The organism is Hymenobacter terricola, assembly GCF_017921975.2.
Taxonomy (GTDB): Bacteria; Bacteroidota; Bacteroidia; order Cytophagales; family Hymenobacteraceae; genus Hymenobacter; species Hymenobacter terricola.
This window is the reverse complement of sequence record NZ_JAGEMO020000007.1, coordinates 370,022-385,958: the sequence shown is the minus strand read 5'-3', so window position 1 is coordinate 385,958 and position 15,937 is coordinate 370,022. Positions and strand designations below refer to the sequence as shown.

Annotated in this window: 14 protein-coding genes; 5 read left to right on the top strand and 9 right to left on the bottom strand. The window is 63.9% G+C overall.

What is annotated here, in order from left to right:
- Positions 1-80: 80 nt before the first annotated feature.
- Positions 81-623, bottom strand: coding sequence for a DUF1599 domain-containing protein (locus J4G38_RS08355; protein WP_210513632.1), 543 nt, complete (start codon positions 621-623; stop codon positions 81-83).
- A 120-nt stretch (positions 624-743) separates the two neighbouring features.
- Here J4G38_RS08355 and folP point away from each other — a divergent pair, with 120 nt between their 5' ends.
- Both folP and cdaA read left to right on the top strand, forming a co-directional pair.
- Positions 744-1,613, top strand: a complete 870-nt coding sequence (folP, locus tag J4G38_RS08350) for a dihydropteroate synthase (RefSeq protein WP_210513633.1) — start codon at positions 744-746, stop codon at positions 1,611-1,613.
- Between the two features lie 138 nt (positions 1,614-1,751).
- Positions 1,752-2,585 (top strand): diadenylate cyclase CdaA, encoded by an 834-nt coding sequence (gene cdaA, locus J4G38_RS08345; protein ID WP_210513634.1) that lies wholly within the window; start codon positions 1,752-1,754, stop codon positions 2,583-2,585.
- A gap of 316 nt (positions 2,586-2,901) precedes the next feature.
- On the opposite strand, the gene J4G38_RS08340 is transcribed toward cdaA, so the two are convergent.
- From J4G38_RS08340 to J4G38_RS08325, 4 genes are all read right to left on the bottom strand, one after another.
- On the bottom strand, positions 2,902-3,597 hold the full coding sequence (locus J4G38_RS08340) for a hypothetical protein (protein WP_210513635.1): 696 nt from the start codon (positions 3,595-3,597) through the stop codon (positions 2,902-2,904).
- Between the two features lie 183 nt (positions 3,598-3,780).
- Positions 3,781-4,992 (bottom strand): glycine C-acetyltransferase, encoded by a 1,212-nt coding sequence (kbl, locus tag J4G38_RS08335; RefSeq protein ID WP_210513636.1) that lies wholly within the window; start codon positions 4,990-4,992, stop codon positions 3,781-3,783.
- Positions 4,993-5,034: 42 nt separating this feature from the next.
- Entirely contained in the window at positions 5,035-5,682 is a 648-nt protein-coding gene (locus J4G38_RS08330; RefSeq protein ID WP_210513637.1) for a hypothetical protein, read from the bottom strand.
- 31 nt (positions 5,683-5,713) lie between these two features.
- Positions 5,714-5,944 (bottom strand): patatin-like phospholipase family protein, encoded by a 231-nt coding sequence (locus J4G38_RS08325; RefSeq protein WP_226163281.1) that lies wholly within the window; start codon positions 5,942-5,944, stop codon positions 5,714-5,716.
- Between the two features lie 144 nt (positions 5,945-6,088).
- Here J4G38_RS08325 and J4G38_RS08320 point away from each other — a divergent pair, with 144 nt between their 5' ends.
- Positions 6,089-7,081 carry an NAD-dependent epimerase/dehydratase family protein gene (locus J4G38_RS08320; protein ID WP_210513639.1) on the top strand — a complete coding sequence of 331 codons (993 nt, stop codon included), beginning with the start codon at positions 6,089-6,091 and terminating at the stop codon, positions 7,079-7,081.
- Between the two features lie 49 nt (positions 7,082-7,130).
- Here J4G38_RS08320 and J4G38_RS08315 read toward each other — a convergent pair whose 3' ends face one another.
- From J4G38_RS08315 to J4G38_RS08300, 4 genes are all read right to left on the bottom strand, one after another.
- Positions 7,131-8,363 (bottom strand): MFS transporter, encoded by a 1,233-nt coding sequence (locus J4G38_RS08315; RefSeq protein ID WP_210513640.1) that lies wholly within the window; start codon positions 8,361-8,363, stop codon positions 7,131-7,133.
- A gap of 3 nt (positions 8,364-8,366) precedes the next feature.
- Positions 8,367-9,185, bottom strand: a complete 819-nt coding sequence (locus J4G38_RS08310; protein ID WP_210513641.1) for a DUF475 domain-containing protein — start codon at positions 9,183-9,185, stop codon at positions 8,367-8,369.
- Between the two features lie 151 nt (positions 9,186-9,336).
- Complete coding sequence (locus tag J4G38_RS08305; RefSeq protein WP_210513642.1) at positions 9,337-10,689, bottom strand: CitMHS family transporter; 1,353 nt, start codon at positions 10,687-10,689, stop codon at positions 9,337-9,339.
- A gap of 86 nt (positions 10,690-10,775) precedes the next feature.
- Positions 10,776-13,505, bottom strand: a complete 2,730-nt coding sequence (locus J4G38_RS08300) for a TonB-dependent receptor (RefSeq protein ID WP_210513643.1) — start codon at positions 13,503-13,505, stop codon at positions 10,776-10,778.
- A 318-nt stretch (positions 13,506-13,823) separates the two neighbouring features.
- Between J4G38_RS08300 and J4G38_RS08295 the strand changes: the two genes are divergently transcribed.
- Together J4G38_RS08295 and J4G38_RS08290 are read left to right on the top strand one after the other, a co-directional pair.
- Positions 13,824-14,501 (top strand): response regulator transcription factor, encoded by a 678-nt coding sequence (locus tag J4G38_RS08295; RefSeq protein WP_210513644.1) that lies wholly within the window; start codon positions 13,824-13,826, stop codon positions 14,499-14,501.
- Positions 14,502-14,609: 108 nt separating this feature from the next.
- Positions 14,610-15,884 carry a sensor histidine kinase gene (locus J4G38_RS08290; RefSeq protein WP_210513645.1) on the top strand — a complete coding sequence of 425 codons (1,275 nt, stop codon included), beginning with the start codon at positions 14,610-14,612 and terminating at the stop codon, positions 15,882-15,884.
- Positions 15,885-15,937 lie beyond the last annotated feature (53 nt).

Sequence of the window (15,937 nt, the reverse complement as noted above, 5' to 3'; positions counted from 1 at the left end):
GTCGGGCCGGGCAGAGGTGTAACAAAATGAACGTCATGCTGAGCATGACGTTCTGTTTGCTCCCTGTTTCAGTTCAACAATCACTCCCCGCCCCTCAAAATCAGCGCGAATACGGCGTAGTTCAGCATGTCGCGGTAGCTGCCTTCCACGCTCTCGCTCACCAGGGCCGCGCCGCCGATGTCTTCGAGCTGCTTCACGCGGTGCAGCTTCATCAGAATCAGGTCGGTGATGCTGGCCACGCGCATCTGGCGCCAGGCTTCGCCGTAGTCGTGGTTTTTGGCCAGGAGCAGGCGGCGGTTTTCGGCGGCTTCGTGGTCGTAGGCGGCGGCCACGGCGGCGGGCTGCATGTCGAGCGGGGTAGCGGCGGGCAGGTGCAGCTGCATCAGGGCAATGAGGCAGTAGTTGATGATGGCCACGAACTCCCCGTTCACATCATCGGCCACCAGCTGCACGCCGGTTTCCTGGATGGTGCGAATGCGGTTGGCCTTGATAAAAATCTGGTCCGTGACCGAGGGCAGGCGCAGAATGCGCCAGGCCGTGCCGTAATCGTGGGTTTTGGCCAGGAACAGGGTGCGGCAGCGGGCCAGCAGGCCGTCGTATTGTTCGGGGGTTGTGGGGGCCATAAGTAGCGCGAACTTTGTAGTGCGCGTCCCCGCGCCGCTGAAACAATTTTCAAACGGCGCGGGGACGCGCACTACAAAGTTAGCTTCGCCGGCCTTCGGGTCGCGCTACTTTTACATGTTATGCCACATTCGCTCTTCGCCATTCCTGCTACCCTGCTGTCGCCCCACGGCCGGCTGCTCAGCCTGCACCGGCCGCAGGTAATGGGCATTCTCAACCTCACGCCCGACTCCTTTTTTGCCGGTAGCCGCGTGGCCTCCGAAAAAGACCTGCTGGCCCGGGCCGAGGCCATGCTGCAAGCCGGCGCCGCCGTGCTCGACCTGGGCGCCTGCAGCACCCGCCCCGGCGCCGAGGCCGTGGCCGAAGCCGAAGAAACCCGGCGCCTGCTGCCCGCCGTGGAAGCGCTGCGCAAGGAATTCCCCGAGGCCTTTCTGTCCGTCGATACCTTCCGGGCCGGGGTGGCCGCCGCCGCCGTAGCCGCCGGCGCCGACCTGGTGAACGACGTGGGCGGCGGCACCCTCGACCCCGCCATGTTTGCCACCGTGGGCCGCCTGCGCGTGCCCTACGTGCTGATGCACCTGCGCGGCACGCCCCAAACCATGGCCCGGCTCACGCAGTACGAAGACGACCTGGTGCTTACCCTGCTGCGCTATTTCCGCGACGGCCTGGCCGCCCTGCGCCAGGCCGGGGCCGAGGTCGATGTGCTGCTCGACCCCGGCTTCGGCTTTGCCAAAACGGCTGCCCAAAGCCACGAGCTGCTGCGCCGCCTGCCCGAGCTGCAGGCGCTGGGCCTGCCCATTCTGGCCGGCCTCTCGCGCAAGAAAATGGTGTACGGCCCCCTCGGCCTCAGCCCCGAAGCGGCCCTGAACGGCACCACCGCCCTGCACATGGTGGCCCTGCAAGGCGGTGCCCGGCTGCTGCGCGCCCACGACGTGGCCGAAGCGCACCAGGCCATACAATTATTTGCCAAGACCTTTCCGATAGGGGAATAAAAGGCGTAATTTGAGCAACGGAACGATTGTGGTGCAACGGCTGGGCCCTTGCGCGTCTTTACCATAGCTTCTGTGCCGCTGCTTTGTGTAGCCTTCGGTTCCCATCTTCCTCTCTACCTCCCCCTCTCCCCCAAAATAATGACCGGCCCTTTTCCCATCAATTTCCTGCATTTTGGCTGGATTGACGCGGCCGACGTGTTGCTGGTGACGGTGCTGCTCTACCAGCTCTACAAGCTGCTGCGCGGCTCGGTGGCCCTGAACGTGGCGCTCGGGCTCGTGTCCTTCTACCTGCTCTACCTCGTGGTGAAGGCCACCGGCATGGAGCTGCTCACCAAGATTCTGGGGCAGTTTATGAGCGTGGGCGTGCTGGCCAGCATCATTTTGTTTCAGCAGGAAATCCGGCGGTTTTTGCTGAGCGTGGGCAAGGCCACGGCCCTGGAGCGGGTGCGCGGCTGGGCGCGGGGCCGCTCCACCGAGGCCACGCCCCTCTCCGTTACTCCTTTTGTGGAGGCGGCCAAAAGCCTCTCCAGCAAGTACACCGGGGCCCTTATCTGCTTTGCCCAGGCTTCCGACCTCACGCCCTTTGCCGAGTCCGGCGACCGGCTCGACGCCGAAATCAGCAAGCGCCTGCTGCTGTCCATCTTCAACAAAACCAGCCCCCTGCACGACGGGGCCGTGATTATCACCAACGGCCGCATCCGGGCCGCCCGCTGCATCCTGCCGGTGAGCGAAAACCCCGACGTGCCCGCTTCGCTGGGCCTGCGCCATCGGGCGGCCATCGGCCTGAGCGAAATCACCGACGCCGTGGTGCTGGTGGTGAGCGAGGAAACCGGCGCCATGAGCCTCGTGCGCCACGGCGAAGTGCACCGCAACCTGCCCGCCGCCGAGCTCCGCGCCTTGCTGAACGAATGGCTGGGCACCGGCATCAGCAGCGCCGCGTCGGCGTCGCTGAAACCCGAAGCGGCCGCCTGATAAACGGCGCAACACCGGGCGGGAAGCCCCGCCCGCTGCTCCCGGAGCTGTGGCGTTCTACTGCGAGTCGCCCACGCGTCTGCCCCCACGGGACCCCGCCAGAAGGGGGGCAGGAGGTGAGGGTGACGCCTTTTCGGTTTGGCAATGGCCCCCTACGCCCGTGTACTGCCGTTGCAGAAACCGCAACGGCCCGCTACGCCCGTTGGCTGCCGTTGCAGAAACCGCAACCGCCTCCAACGGCCGTTGGCCTGCTGCCCACAACCACCAACGCCCCGCTACGGCGGTAGCGGGGCGTTGCGGTTGTGGTGGGAGAGGGCTACGCCCCTGGCTTGGTTTTGGCCTTCGATTCGGGGATGAGGGCGAGGTTGAAGTAGGCGGCGGCCTGAGTGGGCTGGGCGGCGAAGGCGGCGATGAAGGTGCCGAAGTGCTTGAAGAGCACCACGGCCAGGGCCAGCTGGTCGGCCTGGATGGCGGCGCTGCCGTCCTGGGTGGTTTTTTTGGCTTTGCCCTGGGCCAGCTCGTCGGCGTTGTAGGCGGCCAGGAGGCGGCGGGCTTCGGTGGCGGTTTCGGGGCCTACCTGGGTGGCGTAGGTATCGGCCGCCGCGATGAAGGCCGCGATGCGCGTGCCGATTTTCTTGCGCGAGGCCTGCGAGAAGGCCGTGCGGCCCTCGGGGAAAAACGCCGCGTAGGGGCCGCTGCCCTCGGCATACTGCGGCATGATGAAGCGGCGGGCGGCTTCGGCGGGCCAGGCGCGCAGGGCGTCGTAGCTGGTGCCTACGCCGATGGTCTCGTCCTGGCGGGTGGCTTTGGCGGCCGCCCCGGTGCCGAGGGTGCCGTCGAACTTCTCGAAGAGGGGGCGCAGCTCTTTGGCCAGGGCCTTAGTATCGGGGGCGCCGGTGGGCTGGGCAGCGGCTTCTTCGGCGGCCAGGGTGTAGGCGGCCAGCGCTTTCATGGTGGGCCGGCTGATGCGGGCGCTGGTGAAGAAGTTGGTGAAACGGTTCTGGTAGGCCATCGACGGGATAAATGAAGGGATGAACAAAAAACGCCGCCGGACTCCTGCGGGCCGGCGGCGAAAAGGTAGTCAGAAATATAGCAACCGCTACGCTCCGGCTTGGGCCACCCCGGCGGGGCAGCGCCAGGAAGGGGGAGGCACCGACAAACGAAGGGGCCCGGCGATGCCGGTACTACGGGAGTACTACGCCGCGCTTTTCTCCTTCAGCACGTCCAGCTCCCGGCCCACTTTGGTGAAGGCCGCGATGGCCTTGTCCAGGTGCTCCCGCGTGTGGCCGGCGCTGAGCTGCACCCGGATGCGGGCCTTGCCCTGCGGCACCACGGGGTAGTAGAAGCCCACCACGTAAATGCCCTCGGTGAGCATGCGGGCCGCAAATTCCTGGGCCAGCTTGGCATCATAGAGCATGACGGGCACGATGGGGTGCTCGCCGGGCGTGATGTCGAACCCGGCGGCCGTCATCTTTTCGCGGAAGTACCGGGTGTTTTCTTCCAGCCGGTCGCGCAGCTCGGTGCTTTCCGTGAGCAGCTCCAGCACGCGCAGGCTCGCGCCCACAATGGCGGGCGCCAGCGTGTTGGAGAACAGGTAGGGGCGGCTGCGCTGGCGCAGCAGGTCCACAATTTCCTTGCGGGCCGAGGTGAAGCCGCCCATGGCCCCGCCCAGCGCCTTGCCCAGCGTGCCGGTGATGATGTCGACGCGGCCCATCACGTTGCGGTACTCGTGGGTGCCGCGGCCGGTTTTGCCCAGGAAACCGCTGCTGTGGCACTCGTCCACCATCACCAGGGCCTGGTACTGGTCGGCGAGGTCGCATATTTTGTCGAGCTGCGCGATGGTGCCGTCCATCGAAAACGAGCCGTCGGTGACGATGATGCGGTGGCGCGTGCCCTTGGCCACGGCGTCCTGGAGCTGCTTTTCGAGGTCGGCCATGTCGTTGTGGGCGTAGCGGTAGCGCTGGGCCTTGCACAGCCGCACGCCGTCGATGATGCTGGCGTGGTTGAGCGCATCGGAAATAATGGCGTCCTGCTCATTAAACAGCGGCTCGAACACCCCGCCGTTGGCGTCGAAAGCGGCGGCGTAGAGAATGGTGTCCTCGGTGCCCAGGAACTCGGCCAGCTTGGCTTCCAGCTCCTTGTGAATGTCCTGCGTGCCGCAGATAAACCGCACCGACGACATGCCGTAGCCGTGCGTGTCGATGGCTTCCTTAGCGGCCTTAATCACCTCGGGGTGCGAGCTCAGGCCGAGGTAGTTGTTGGCGCAGAAGTTCAGGACTTCGCCGGCTTCTTCGGTTTCAATTTCGGCCCCCTGGGGCGAGGTGATGATGCGCTCCTTCTTGAAAAGGCCGGCGTCCTTTATTTCCTGGAGCTGCTGGGTAAGGTCGGGTTGGAGGGTGGCGTACATGGAGAAGATTGGTGGGGAATAATGGGCAATGAAAAGTCAAAATTACTTGCCGTAAGGGCCGAATAGCTTCTTGGAGTTACTGTCATCGGGTAGCCAAGCAAAGCCCTGTTGAATAATCTCAACGGTAACGGCCGGCAACAACGCGCGAAGGTCTATGGAATCGCATAACAAAGAGGTGATGCATAGTGTGCGATGGTCAGCTAACACGAGGCAGGTGTAGCTATGTGCATTGCTGGCGGCCCGGCCAGAGGGAGGCTCATGCAAAACCATATGCTCTACCTCCGACAAGGTAAAAGTGAGGCTGATTTCGCGGTTGGTGTAGCGGGCTGTTTTTTGGTTCCGCTGAACGGCGAAGCGTGCCCGGCCATCATGCTGCCAATACGTCCAATACAGGCGAATTCCCGGGAACTGTCGCCAAGCCCACAATAAAAGGGGGATGGCTGTAAGGAAACTAATAAGTTGAAGGCCGAAATGATTCGCCGCAGCACCTGCAGCAGCTATTAATGCCATCCCATAAGCCGTTTGAAACAACGTCCACAGCAAGTCAAAATCGCGCCAGATAACATATCGAAACGATGCAACGGGCTGCGCCATTCGGCTGCTGCGCAGGTGCTCCGCAATACTGAGTCCTACCGGGAACACAACCGCAAGTAGCAGAGCGGCTAATGCAATGCCAAGATTGGAACTCATACATTAATGGATTGGTGAGGCTATTGCGTACCTATCGACTATTCTGCATTGGTATTACACCCGCTAATAACGCCGCCTGAATGGCCCCAGCCGAGGTGCCGCCCACCCGCTCCAGGCCGCGCAGAATGCCCTGCTGCTCCAGCTCCAGCAGCGCCCCGCCGTAGGCAATGCCCCGGATGCCACCGCCTTCCATCACGAGGTTGCGGTAGCGCGAAGCGGCCGGCTGGGCCCCGGCAGTGGCCGCCCCGGCGCACAGCAGCACCCCAAGACAAAAGCGTAAGAAAACAAGCCGCGTAAGCATTCGCCCAAAGATACCGGCCGGCGCGGCGGCCCCGACGGCCCGGCGACGGCGGCCCCGGTATCTTTGTGGCCCCTAACTCTCGTTGCACTCCATCTTACTCCCTGCATGGCCTCCCCTTCCGGCGAACCTGAAACCCCTGTTTTACCCGGCTCCGTGCTGGTCATTGGTGCCTGCGGGCAGCTCGGCCTGGAGCTGGTAGCGGCCCTGCGCCAGCGCTACGAGCCCCATTTGGTGGTAGCCGCCGACGTGCGCCCGCCCAAAAACCCCGAGCTGCTGGCCGGCGGCCCGTTCGAGCTGCTCGACGTGCTCGACCGCACCCGGCTCGACAAGCTCATCCGCCAGTACCGGCCCAAGCAGATTTACCACCTCGCCGCCCTGCTCTCCGCCACGGCCGAGAAGAACCCGCTCTTCGGCTGGCAGCTGAACATGGACGGCCTGCTCATCGTGCTCGAAGCGGCCGTGGCCCACGGCGTGGCCCAGGTGTACTGGCCCAGCTCCATTGCCGTGTTCGGGCCCGATACCCCGCGCGACCACACGCCGCAGGTCACCATCATGAACCCCAACACGGTGTACGGCATCAGCAAGCTGGCCGGCGAGCAGTGGTGCGAGTGGTACCACCGCAAGCACGGGCTGGACGTGCGCAGCCTGCGCTACCCCGGCCTCATCGGCTACAAGAGCCTGCCCGGCGGCGGCACCACCGACTACGCCGTGGACATCTACCACCGGGCCGTGGCCGGTGAGAATTACGAGTGCTTCCTCGAAGAGGACACCTACCTGCCGATGATGTACATGCCCGACGCCCTCAAAGCCACGCTGGATTTGATGCACGCCCCGGCCGAGCAAATCAAGGTGCGCACCAGCTACAACCTGGGCGCAATGAGCTTCTCGCCGGCCGAAATCACGGCCAGCATCCAGCAGCACGAGCCCGGTTTCCAGGTCACCTACAAGCCCGACGGCCGCCAGCAAATCGCCAACTCCTGGCCCGCCAGCATCGACGACTCGAAGGCTCGCCAGGACTGGGGCTGGCAGCCCGATTTCGACCTGGACAAGATGACGGCCGATATGCTGGTGCATTTGAAGGAAATGCAGCCGGCGTAAGAGTCAGGTAAAAGTGGTGAGGTAAAAGTTAAAATGCCCGTCTGACGATTTAGGCAGCCTTTTTAACTTTTACCTCACCACTTTTAACTCCTTTGCCCTGCTGCCAGAACGCCAGCCCTACCGCAAGGCCCAGCGCGCCCTGCAACAGCACCGTGTGCGGGGCCCCGATGTGCCGCGCCAGCCAGCCCACCAGCAGGGCGCCCAGCGGCTGGATTCCCTGGAAGGCCATCACGTAGTAGCTCAGCACGCGGCCGCGCATGTGGTCGTCCACGTTGGTCTGGATGGCCGTGTTGGTGCCCGCGATGAAGAGCATCATGCCGGCCCCGCTCAGCGTAATGAACGCCAGGGCCAGCCCGAGCTGCGGGCTAAGGGCAAAGGCCATGATGCTGGCGCAAAACACCAGCGCCGCATACGTAATGAGCTGCGGCCGGCGGGCCTCGCCCGGCTGCGAGGCCAGATAGAAGGCGCCCACCAGCGACCCCAGCCCCGACAGGCTGTTGAGCCAGCCGAAGGTGCCGGCCGCCCCGTGAAACACGTCCTTGGCAAACACCGGCAGCAGCGTGCCAAACGGCATGGCGCAGAAGCTGATGCCTGCCATCAGCAGAATCTGGCGGCGCAGGATGGGGGCCTGGCGCAGGTAGGCCCAGCCCTCGCGCAGGCCCTCCCAGGCGCCGGGGCGGTGGGTGCGCACCGGGCGCGGCACAATGCGCATGAGCAGCAGCGAGGCCACCACGGCCACGAAGCTCACGGCATTCACCACGAAGCAGGGGCCTTCGCCGAAGCGGGCCAGCAGCAGGCCGGCCACGGCGGGGCCCACCAGCCGGGCCAGGTTCACCATGGTCGAGTTCAGGGCAATGGCGTTGGGCAGGTGGGTGCGGTCGTCCACCAGCTCCACGATGAGCGACTGCCGGGCCGGAATGTCGAAGGCGTTGATGGTGCCCAGCAGCAGGCTCAGGCCGGCCACGGCCCAGGTGGCGTAGTGCCCGCTGAGCACCAGCCAGGCCAGCACGCTGGCCTGCACCAGGGAGGCAATCTGGGTGATGAGCAGCACCCGGTAGCGGCTGTAGCGGTCGGCCACGGTGCCGCCGTAGGGCGAGAGCAGCAGCGTCGGAATCTGACTACAAAACGACACCAGCCCCAACAGAAAGGCCGAGTGCGTGGCGTTGTACACCAGCCAGCCCACGGCCAGCCGCTGCATCCAGGTGCCAATCAAGGACACGGACTGCCCGGCGTAGTACAGCCGGAAGTTGCGGTGCTGCAGGGAGCGAAAAACCTCGGCCACGCCCTATGCTTTCTGGGGGGCAGAGTCGGCCTGTTCGGCGGCTTTGGCTTCGGCCATGCGGTTGCCGCCGGGCCGCTGGGGCACGTTGAACAGCAGCGAGGTAGCCCACGGCACCGCGAAGGCGGCCACCGTGAGGATGGTCAGGGCCACATCGGCGGCTTCGCTGTCGAGGGCGGCGCTGATGGGGTGGCCGGGCCGGAAATGACTCACCAGCGAGAGCAGCAGCTTCAGGCCCAGCAGGGCGATGACCACGAAAGCGGCCGTTTCCAGAAACGGGTACCGGCCCATGAGCAGCACGAAGGCCTGGGCCACCAGCCGCATGGCCAGAATGCCGATAAACACGCCCACGCAAATCAGAATCAGGTTGTTGGTGAAGGCCACCACAGCAAACACGTTGTCGATGGAAAAGGCCAAATCCATCAGCTCAATCAGGGCCACCGTGGCCCAGAATTTCCCGACCAGGCCCAGCGTGTGGCGGTAAATCCAGCTTTTCTGCTTGTCGATTTTCTCCTCGTCGTGCGCCGGGCGGGCCTTGAAATGGTCGTACACCAGGTAGAGCAGGTACAATCCGCCCAGCGGCTTCAAAAACCAGAACTTGATGAGAAACGACGCGAACAAAATGCACAAACCCCGAAAAATATAGGCCCCGAAAATGCCGTAACGCAGGGCCTTATGCCGCTGCTCGCGGGGCAGGTCGCCCACCATCGTGGCGAGCACGGCGGCGTTGTCCACCGAGAGCAGGCTTTCGATGATGACCAGGTTGCCCACGATGGCCAGCGAGGCCAGCGGGTTGTGCAGACTTTGCTCGATGTATTGATTCACGCGGGTAAAGCTAGAGTAGCGGGACAGGTGACATGTAGAGATGCATATTTGCGTCTCGTCGTTGAACGAACAGGGCCGCAAGTCTGCATCCGGAACAACGTCAGCAAAACACAGTTCAGCGAAGCCAACGACGAGACGCAAATATGCGTCTCTACAGTGCGATAATCCCCAGCAGCAGCGACACCACCAGCATCACCAGTACCGTGCCACCGGCCCACTTCAGCGTAAAGCGCTGGTGCGCGCCAATATCAACCCCGGCCAGGCCCACCAGCAGGTAAGTAGACGGCACCAGCGGGCTCAGCAGATGCACCGGCTGCCCCAGCAGCGAGGCCTTGCCCATGGTGGCCGCCGAAATGCCGAATTGCGCCGCTGCTTTGGTGAAAAACGGCAGGATGCCAAAGTAAAATGCGTCGTTCGACATGAAGAACGTGAGGGGCGCGCTCACCAGCCCCGTCAGCACCGGGAAGTGTGGCCCCAGCGACGGCGGCACCAGCCGCACAAAGGTTTGGGCCATGGCATCCACCATGTGCGTGCCGTTGAGAATGCCCGTGAAAATGCCCGCCGCAAACACCATCGCCGCCACCGACAGCGCATTGCCGGCGTGGGCCGCAAACCGCTGCCGCTGCTGCGAGAGATTGGGGTAGTTGAGCACGGCCGCCAGCGCGAAGGCCAGCATAAACAGCACCGGCAGCGGCAGCAGCTCGCGCACCAGCGCCACCATCAGGGCGATAGTGAGCAGGGCATTCACCCACAGTAATTTGGGGCGGCGCAGGGCTTTGTCTTCGGGCGAGAGTTCCAGGTCCGGGCCGTCGGGCAAAGGCTGGGGCAGCCCGGCGGCGAGGTTGAAGACGACGGTTTTTTTCTCGGCATCGGCCTGGTTCAAATGCTCCAGCCCCAGCCATTTCCGCTCGCGCTTGCCGAAGCGCCAGGCCACGAAAAACACCCACACCAGCCCCGCACCCATGGCCGGAATCAGCGGGTTGAAAAGCTGCGTGCTATCAAGATGCAGCACGCTCATGGCGCGGGCCGTGGGGCCGCCCCAGGGCAGAATGTTCATCACGCCGCCCACCAGCATGTTCATGCAGGTTAGTATCAAGGGGTTGATGCCGAGCTGGCGGTAGAGCGGCAGCATGGCCGTGACCACGATGATGTAGGTGGTGGCCCCGTCGCCATCGAGCGACACCAACAGGGCCAGCAGCGCCGTGCCGACGATGATTTTCAACGGGTCGCCGTGGGCCACGCGCTGGATGCGACTAATCACCGGGTCGAACAGCCCGGCGTCCGTCATCAGCCCAAAATATAGGATGGCGAACACCAGCATGATGCCCGTGGGCGCAATGTTCTTGATGCCGTCAAGCATCATCGGCCCCATCTGCGGGCCGAAGCCGGTGAGCACCGCAAACGCCACCGGCACCAGCAGCAGCGCCGTAATGGCCGACAGACGATTCGTCATAATCAGCACCATGAAGGTGAGAATCATGGCAAAGCCAGCGAGTGCGAGCATGGTGGAGAAGAGGTAGGAGGGTGGAAATAATTTAGAACGTCATGCAGAGCGTAGCGAAGCATGACGTTCTATAATAAGCCGTTCGCCTAGAAGCTAAATCGCAGCGACGTGAAATAATACGCCCCCATAAACCCGAACTGCGAGGTGAAGCGCGTGTAGGGCGTCTGGCCCGAGGCCGTGAGCGAGGGGAAGGCAACCTGGTCGGGGTAGACGTTGAAGAGGTTGTTGGCCCCCACCGTGAGGCCCAGGCGCGGCGTGAAACCGTAGGTGAGCGAAGCGTCGGTGATGATTTTGGCCGAGAAATTCTGGTCCAGCTCCGGGGTGCTCTGGATGGCGGTGACTTCGCCGAAACGGGTGCCGCGCACCAGGCCTTCAATTTTCTTGTAGCGGTAGTTGAACGAGCCGATGACCTTGGAGCGCGGCTGGGCTTTCTCAATCAGGCCAATCATCACCCGGTCGACGAGCGGGACGCCGAGGTTGGCGAGCTGCGCGGGGGTGCGGACTTCGCCCACCACCTTGGTTTCGTTGAGGGCCATGGCCAGATTGAGGCCCATTTCCTGGTCGCGGTCCATCTTTTTGCGGTAGCTGGCCACCACGTCGAGGCCGCGGGTGCGGGTGTCGAGGGCGTTGGAGAAGAACTGCACCTGCGCGTAGCCCGAGCCGGCAAACGTGGGGGCCAGGGCCGGGCTGGCGGCATCGAGCTGGCCCGAAATCACCACCCGGTCGGTGATGTCAATCTGGTAGGCATCGGCCGTGAACACGAGGTCGGGCGTGACCTGGGCCGTGAAGCCGAGGTTGTAGTCGAGCGTGGTTTCGGCCTTGAGCTGGCTCACGCCCAGCTTCTGCACGTAGGGGTTGTCGTTGCGCAGGTGGGCGATGGGGTAGGAGTCGAACACGCCGTTCAGCGTGAGCCACTGGGCATCGGCGTAGTTGGAGTAGTAGAGCTGGTGCATGGAGGGCGCCCGGAAGCCCCGGTTGAGCGAACCACGCACCGAAAACAGGTCGGTGAACTTGTAGCGGGTCGAGAGCTTGCCGCTCACGTTCGAGCCGAAATCGGAGTAGCGCTCGAAGCGGCCGGCCACGCCCACCAGAAATTTATCGGTGATGTCGCTGAGCACGTCCACGTACACGCCCACGTTGTTGCGGGTGCGGGCCACGGCGTTCACGGCCGCAATGCCCTCGCGCCCGCTGCTGCCCACGTCGGGGTTGTTGGTGGTCACGGGGCCTTTTTTCCAGGAGGCTTCGTCGCCGGCCAGCAGCTGGTAGTTTTCCACCCGAAACTCGCCGCCGTAGCTGAAGCTGAACGATTTGAGCCCGCCGACTTCAAACGATTTCGATACGTTCACATCGGCCAGGGCCTGCCCGAACTTGAAGGTGCCCGCGTAGAATTCGGTGGGCGAAGCGCTGCCGTACGATGGGTTCACCGTGTGGTTGGCGTAGGTCTTGATGATGTTCTGGCCGCCGCCGAGGCTGAAATCGAGGTTCCAGCCGCCGGCCGTTTTGCGGCGCAGGCCCACCGTGGAGGCCAAATCGTGCACCTGGGCCGGGAACACGGGGTTGTAGCCGTTCGGAAACAGCGAGAGCACCGCCCGCGCCTTGTTGCTGGGGTTGCGGTAGAAGCCGTAAGCCGTGATGTCCTTGTAGGAATATCCGCCGAAGGAATAGAGCCGCCAGTTTTCGCCCAGTGCCACCTCGCCGTTGTAAAAGAACTGGCCCATGGTGTTTTTGGCCGTGCCGTAAGTCGTGACGTGGCGGTTGAAGCCGTTCTGGGCTACCAGGGCATCATCCGTGGCCTGGTTCGAGTTGTATACGCGGCCGGTGTAGTCGCCCGAGCGGTCGGTGGGGTTGTTGTGGTGGCCCTGCGCGGTCAGATTCAGGAAGCCGTCGCGCTTGCCCACGGGCAGGCCGAAGTTCAGGCCGGTGTCATAGGTCGCGCCGTCGCCCTTGTCGGTGATGCCGTAGTTGCCGGTCACCACGCCGCCGCGTGGGTTCTTCTTCAGCACGATGTTAATGATGCCCGCAATAGCATCGGAGCCGTACTGGGCCGCCGCACCATCGCGCAGAATCTCGACCCGCTCGATGGCGGCCGTAGGGATGGCGTTCAAATCGGTGCCCACCGAGCCGCGGCCCACCACGTTGTTCACATTCAAGGCCGAGGATTGGTGGCGGCGCTTGCCGTTGATGAGCACCAGCGTCTGGTCGGGGCCGAGGCCGCGCAGGGTGGCCGGGTCCACGTAGCTCGTCACGTTGCTGATGGCGTGCTTGGTCGAGTTGAACGAGGGCGCGGTGAAGTGAATCATCTGGCCCAATTCCGTTTGGCCGGTTTTGGTGATTTCCTTGGCCGTGAGCACATCCACGGGCACGGGCAGGTCCACGTTGGTGCGGGCTTCGGAGGCGCGGTTGCCCACCACAATCACGTCGGCGGTGGTGTGGGTGGCGGTTTTCATGGGCACGTCCAGCGTGCTGGCCCCGGCGGGCAAGGGCATTTCGCGCAGCTCGTAGCCCACGTAGGACACTACCAGCACGTCGCCGTCTTCCACGTCGAGCCTGAAGCCGCCGTCGGCATCGGTCGTCGTGCCCCGGTTGGTACCTTTAATGGCCACCGACGCAAACGCCAGCGGCTTCTGGTCGTTGCCATCGAGGATGCGGCCGGTGAGAGGCCGGCGCGCCAGCAGCCCGAAATCGTTTGTGGACTTGGCTACCGCAGAAACCGGCGAAGCGGCCGTAGCCGGGCCCGCCACCAGGCAGGCGGCCAGCAGCAGCGCCGCGCCCGTCGTCCGGGCCGAGCGGGGAGAGGAGGGTAAGTTTCGCTTCATGGGAATTTTGAGAAAGTGGGAATGGATTCGCAATTGATGCAGCGAAGTAGCACGGCGATTTAGAATACATTTGGAAGAATTGACTTTTTATGAAAAATCAGTGAGTGGGTGCTTACTTATTTAGGTTGTTCGTAATAGAGAGAGGAACGTCATGCCGAGCGTAGCCGAGGCATCGCGCTTGTGGTAGTAAGCCAATCGTTGAAAAAGGATTAGTGGCGGCACGCGAGATGCTTCGGCTGCGCGGACGCCAGATAAGCCTGACGTTCTGCTACTCCGCAAGGCGCTACCTTGCCACTCATTCCCATCCATTGCCCATCCATGAAACTGCTGCTCGTTGAAGACGAACCGGCCCTGCTGGCCAGCGTGGTGAGCTACCTGCAGGCCCAGCGCTACATCTGCGAAGTGGCCACGACCTACGCCCAGGCCCAGGAAAAAATGCTGCTGTACGACTACGAGTGCATCGTGCTGGACCTCACCCTGCCCGGTGGCGACGGCCTCGACCTGCTCCGCGAGCTGCAACGCCACCAGAAGGCAGCCGGCGTCATCATCACCAGCGCCCGCGCCGCCGTCGACGACCGCATCACCGGCCTGGAGCTGGGCGCCGACGACTACCTGCCCAAGCCCTTCTACCTGCCCGAGCTCAGCGCCCGCATTGCCGCGCTGGTGCGCCGCCGCCACTACCAGGGCACCAACCTGCTGCAAGCCGGCGAGCTGAGCGTGGACGTGCCCGCCCGCCGCGCCTCCGTAGGCAGCAAACCCCTGACCCTGACGCGCACCGAATTTGACCTGCTGCTTTTGCTGCTGGCGAATCAGGGCCGCGTCATCACCAAAGGGGCCATTGCTGAGCACCTTTCCGGCGACGCCGCCGAGCAGTTTGATACGTTCGAAAACGTGTATGCCCACGTCAAAAACCTCAAGCGCAAGCTGACGGAGGCCGGCGCGCCAAACTACATTCGGATGGTGTACGGGCTGGGGTATCGGTTTGAGCCGAACTGAGCAGCTTGGAGGTTGGACGATAGAAACAAACAGAACGTCATGCTTATCTGGCGTCCGCGCAGCCGAAGCATGACGTTCAGGTAATACATTCTACTCCTAAACCACCCCATGAAGCTCCTGGCCCGCACCACCGTCATTTTCCTGCTTTACGCCAGCGTGGTGGCGGCGGCGGGCACGTTCGTGTACTACGGCTTCATCCGCAAAATCTACTACGCCTACGTCGACCGCACGCTGAGCCGCCGCAAGCTGCGCGTGGACAAGGCCTTGCGCCTGCACCTGCGCACGCCCGCCGACCTGGAATTCTGGCACCGGCTCGACCACAACGTGGAGTTCAAGGCGCTGGCAACGCCCGGCCCACCGGCCCGCTACAGCGTACGGATGATGTACAATGAGCTCACCGGCCACGTCGTGCCTTACCGGCAGCTGGCCGCGCCGGTGCAGTTTCAGGGGCGGCCCTACCGGCTGGAGCTGCGCACCACCATGCTCGATAGCCAGGAATTGCTGGCGCGCATCGTGCAGGCGGGCGCGCTGCTGTTTGGCGCGCTGCTGGTGGGGCTGCTGGTGCTGCAGCACGTGCTGGCGCGGCGGCTGTGGGCGCCCTTCTACCACACGCTGGGCCAGCTGCAGCGCTACAAGCTCGACCAGCCCGAGCCGGTACACCTGGCCCCTACGCGCATCCCCGAGTTCAAGGAGCTGAATATGGCCCTGGGCCGGGTGTTGGGCCGCAACCGCCGCATCTACCACCGGCAGAAGGAATTCACCGAAAATGCCGCCCACGAGCTGCAAACGCCCCTGGCCATTCTGCGCACCAAGCTCGATATGCTGGTGCAGGCCCCCGGCCTCACCGAGGAGCAAGCCGGCCACATCGAACCTTTGCTGGATGTGACGCAGCGCCTTACTCACCTCAGCCGGAGCTTGCTGCTGCTGGCCCACCTCGACCAGCAGCTGTTCTTTCCCACCGAAACCGTGGACCTGGCCGGCACCATCCGCACGCAGCTGGGGCAGCTGCGCGAGCAGTTGGCCGGGGCTGGCCTTGCCCTCGTCACCGACCTGGTTGACGGGCTACCTGTGGCTGCCAACCGCTCCCTGATTGACATCCTGGTGAGCAATCTGCTCAGCAACGCCATCCGCCACAACGTGCCCGGCGGCGAGGTGCGCGTCACGCTTACCCCGCGGCTTCTCACCGTGGAAAACACCGGCCGCCCCCGTGCCCTGCCCGCCGACCAGCTCTTCGTGCGCTTCCGCCCCGGCCCCGAGCGGGCGCCCGGCAGCGTGGGCTTGGGCCTGGCCATCGCCCGCCAGATTTGCGAAACCAGTGGGTTTCTGCTCAGCTACCACTATACAGAGCCGGGACGGCACCAGATGCGGGTGCGGATTGGGTAGGGGCAGGGCTCGTTCCCGCCCGTCGTCTGCTCCGCTGCAATGATGCCCGTTCA

What these genes read in the sequence shown, in the direction of transcription:
- J4G38_RS08305 (WP_210513642.1), bottom strand. Translation starts at nt 10,689, where the DNA reads ATGCTCGCACTCGCTGGCTTTGCCATGATTCTCACCTTCATGGTGCTG.
- J4G38_RS08355 (WP_210513632.1), bottom strand. Translation starts at nt 623, where the DNA reads ATGGCCCCCACAACCCCCGAACAATACGACGGCCTGCTGGCCCGCTGC.
- folP (WP_210513633.1), top strand. Translation starts at nt 744, where the DNA reads ATGCCACATTCGCTCTTCGCCATTCCTGCTACCCTGCTGTCGCCCCAC.
- J4G38_RS08295 (WP_210513644.1), top strand. Translation starts at nt 13,824, where the DNA reads ATGAAACTGCTGCTCGTTGAAGACGAACCGGCCCTGCTGGCCAGCGTG.
- J4G38_RS08340 (WP_210513635.1), bottom strand. Translation starts at nt 3,597, where the DNA reads ATGGCCTACCAGAACCGTTTCACCAACTTCTTCACCAGCGCCCGCATC.
- J4G38_RS08330 (WP_210513637.1), bottom strand. Translation starts at nt 5,682, where the DNA reads ATGAGTTCCAATCTTGGCATTGCATTAGCCGCTCTGCTACTTGCGGTT.
- cdaA (WP_210513634.1), top strand. Translation starts at nt 1,752, where the DNA reads ATGACCGGCCCTTTTCCCATCAATTTCCTGCATTTTGGCTGGATTGAC.
- J4G38_RS08300 (WP_210513643.1), bottom strand. Translation starts at nt 13,505, where the DNA reads ATGAAGCGAAACTTACCCTCCTCTCCCCGCTCGGCCCGGACGACGGGC.
- J4G38_RS08290 (WP_210513645.1), top strand. Translation starts at nt 14,610, where the DNA reads ATGAAGCTCCTGGCCCGCACCACCGTCATTTTCCTGCTTTACGCCAGC.
- J4G38_RS08320 (WP_210513639.1), top strand. Translation starts at nt 6,089, where the DNA reads ATGGCCTCCCCTTCCGGCGAACCTGAAACCCCTGTTTTACCCGGCTCC.
- kbl (WP_210513636.1), bottom strand. Translation starts at nt 4,992, where the DNA reads ATGTACGCCACCCTCCAACCCGACCTTACCCAGCAGCTCCAGGAAATA.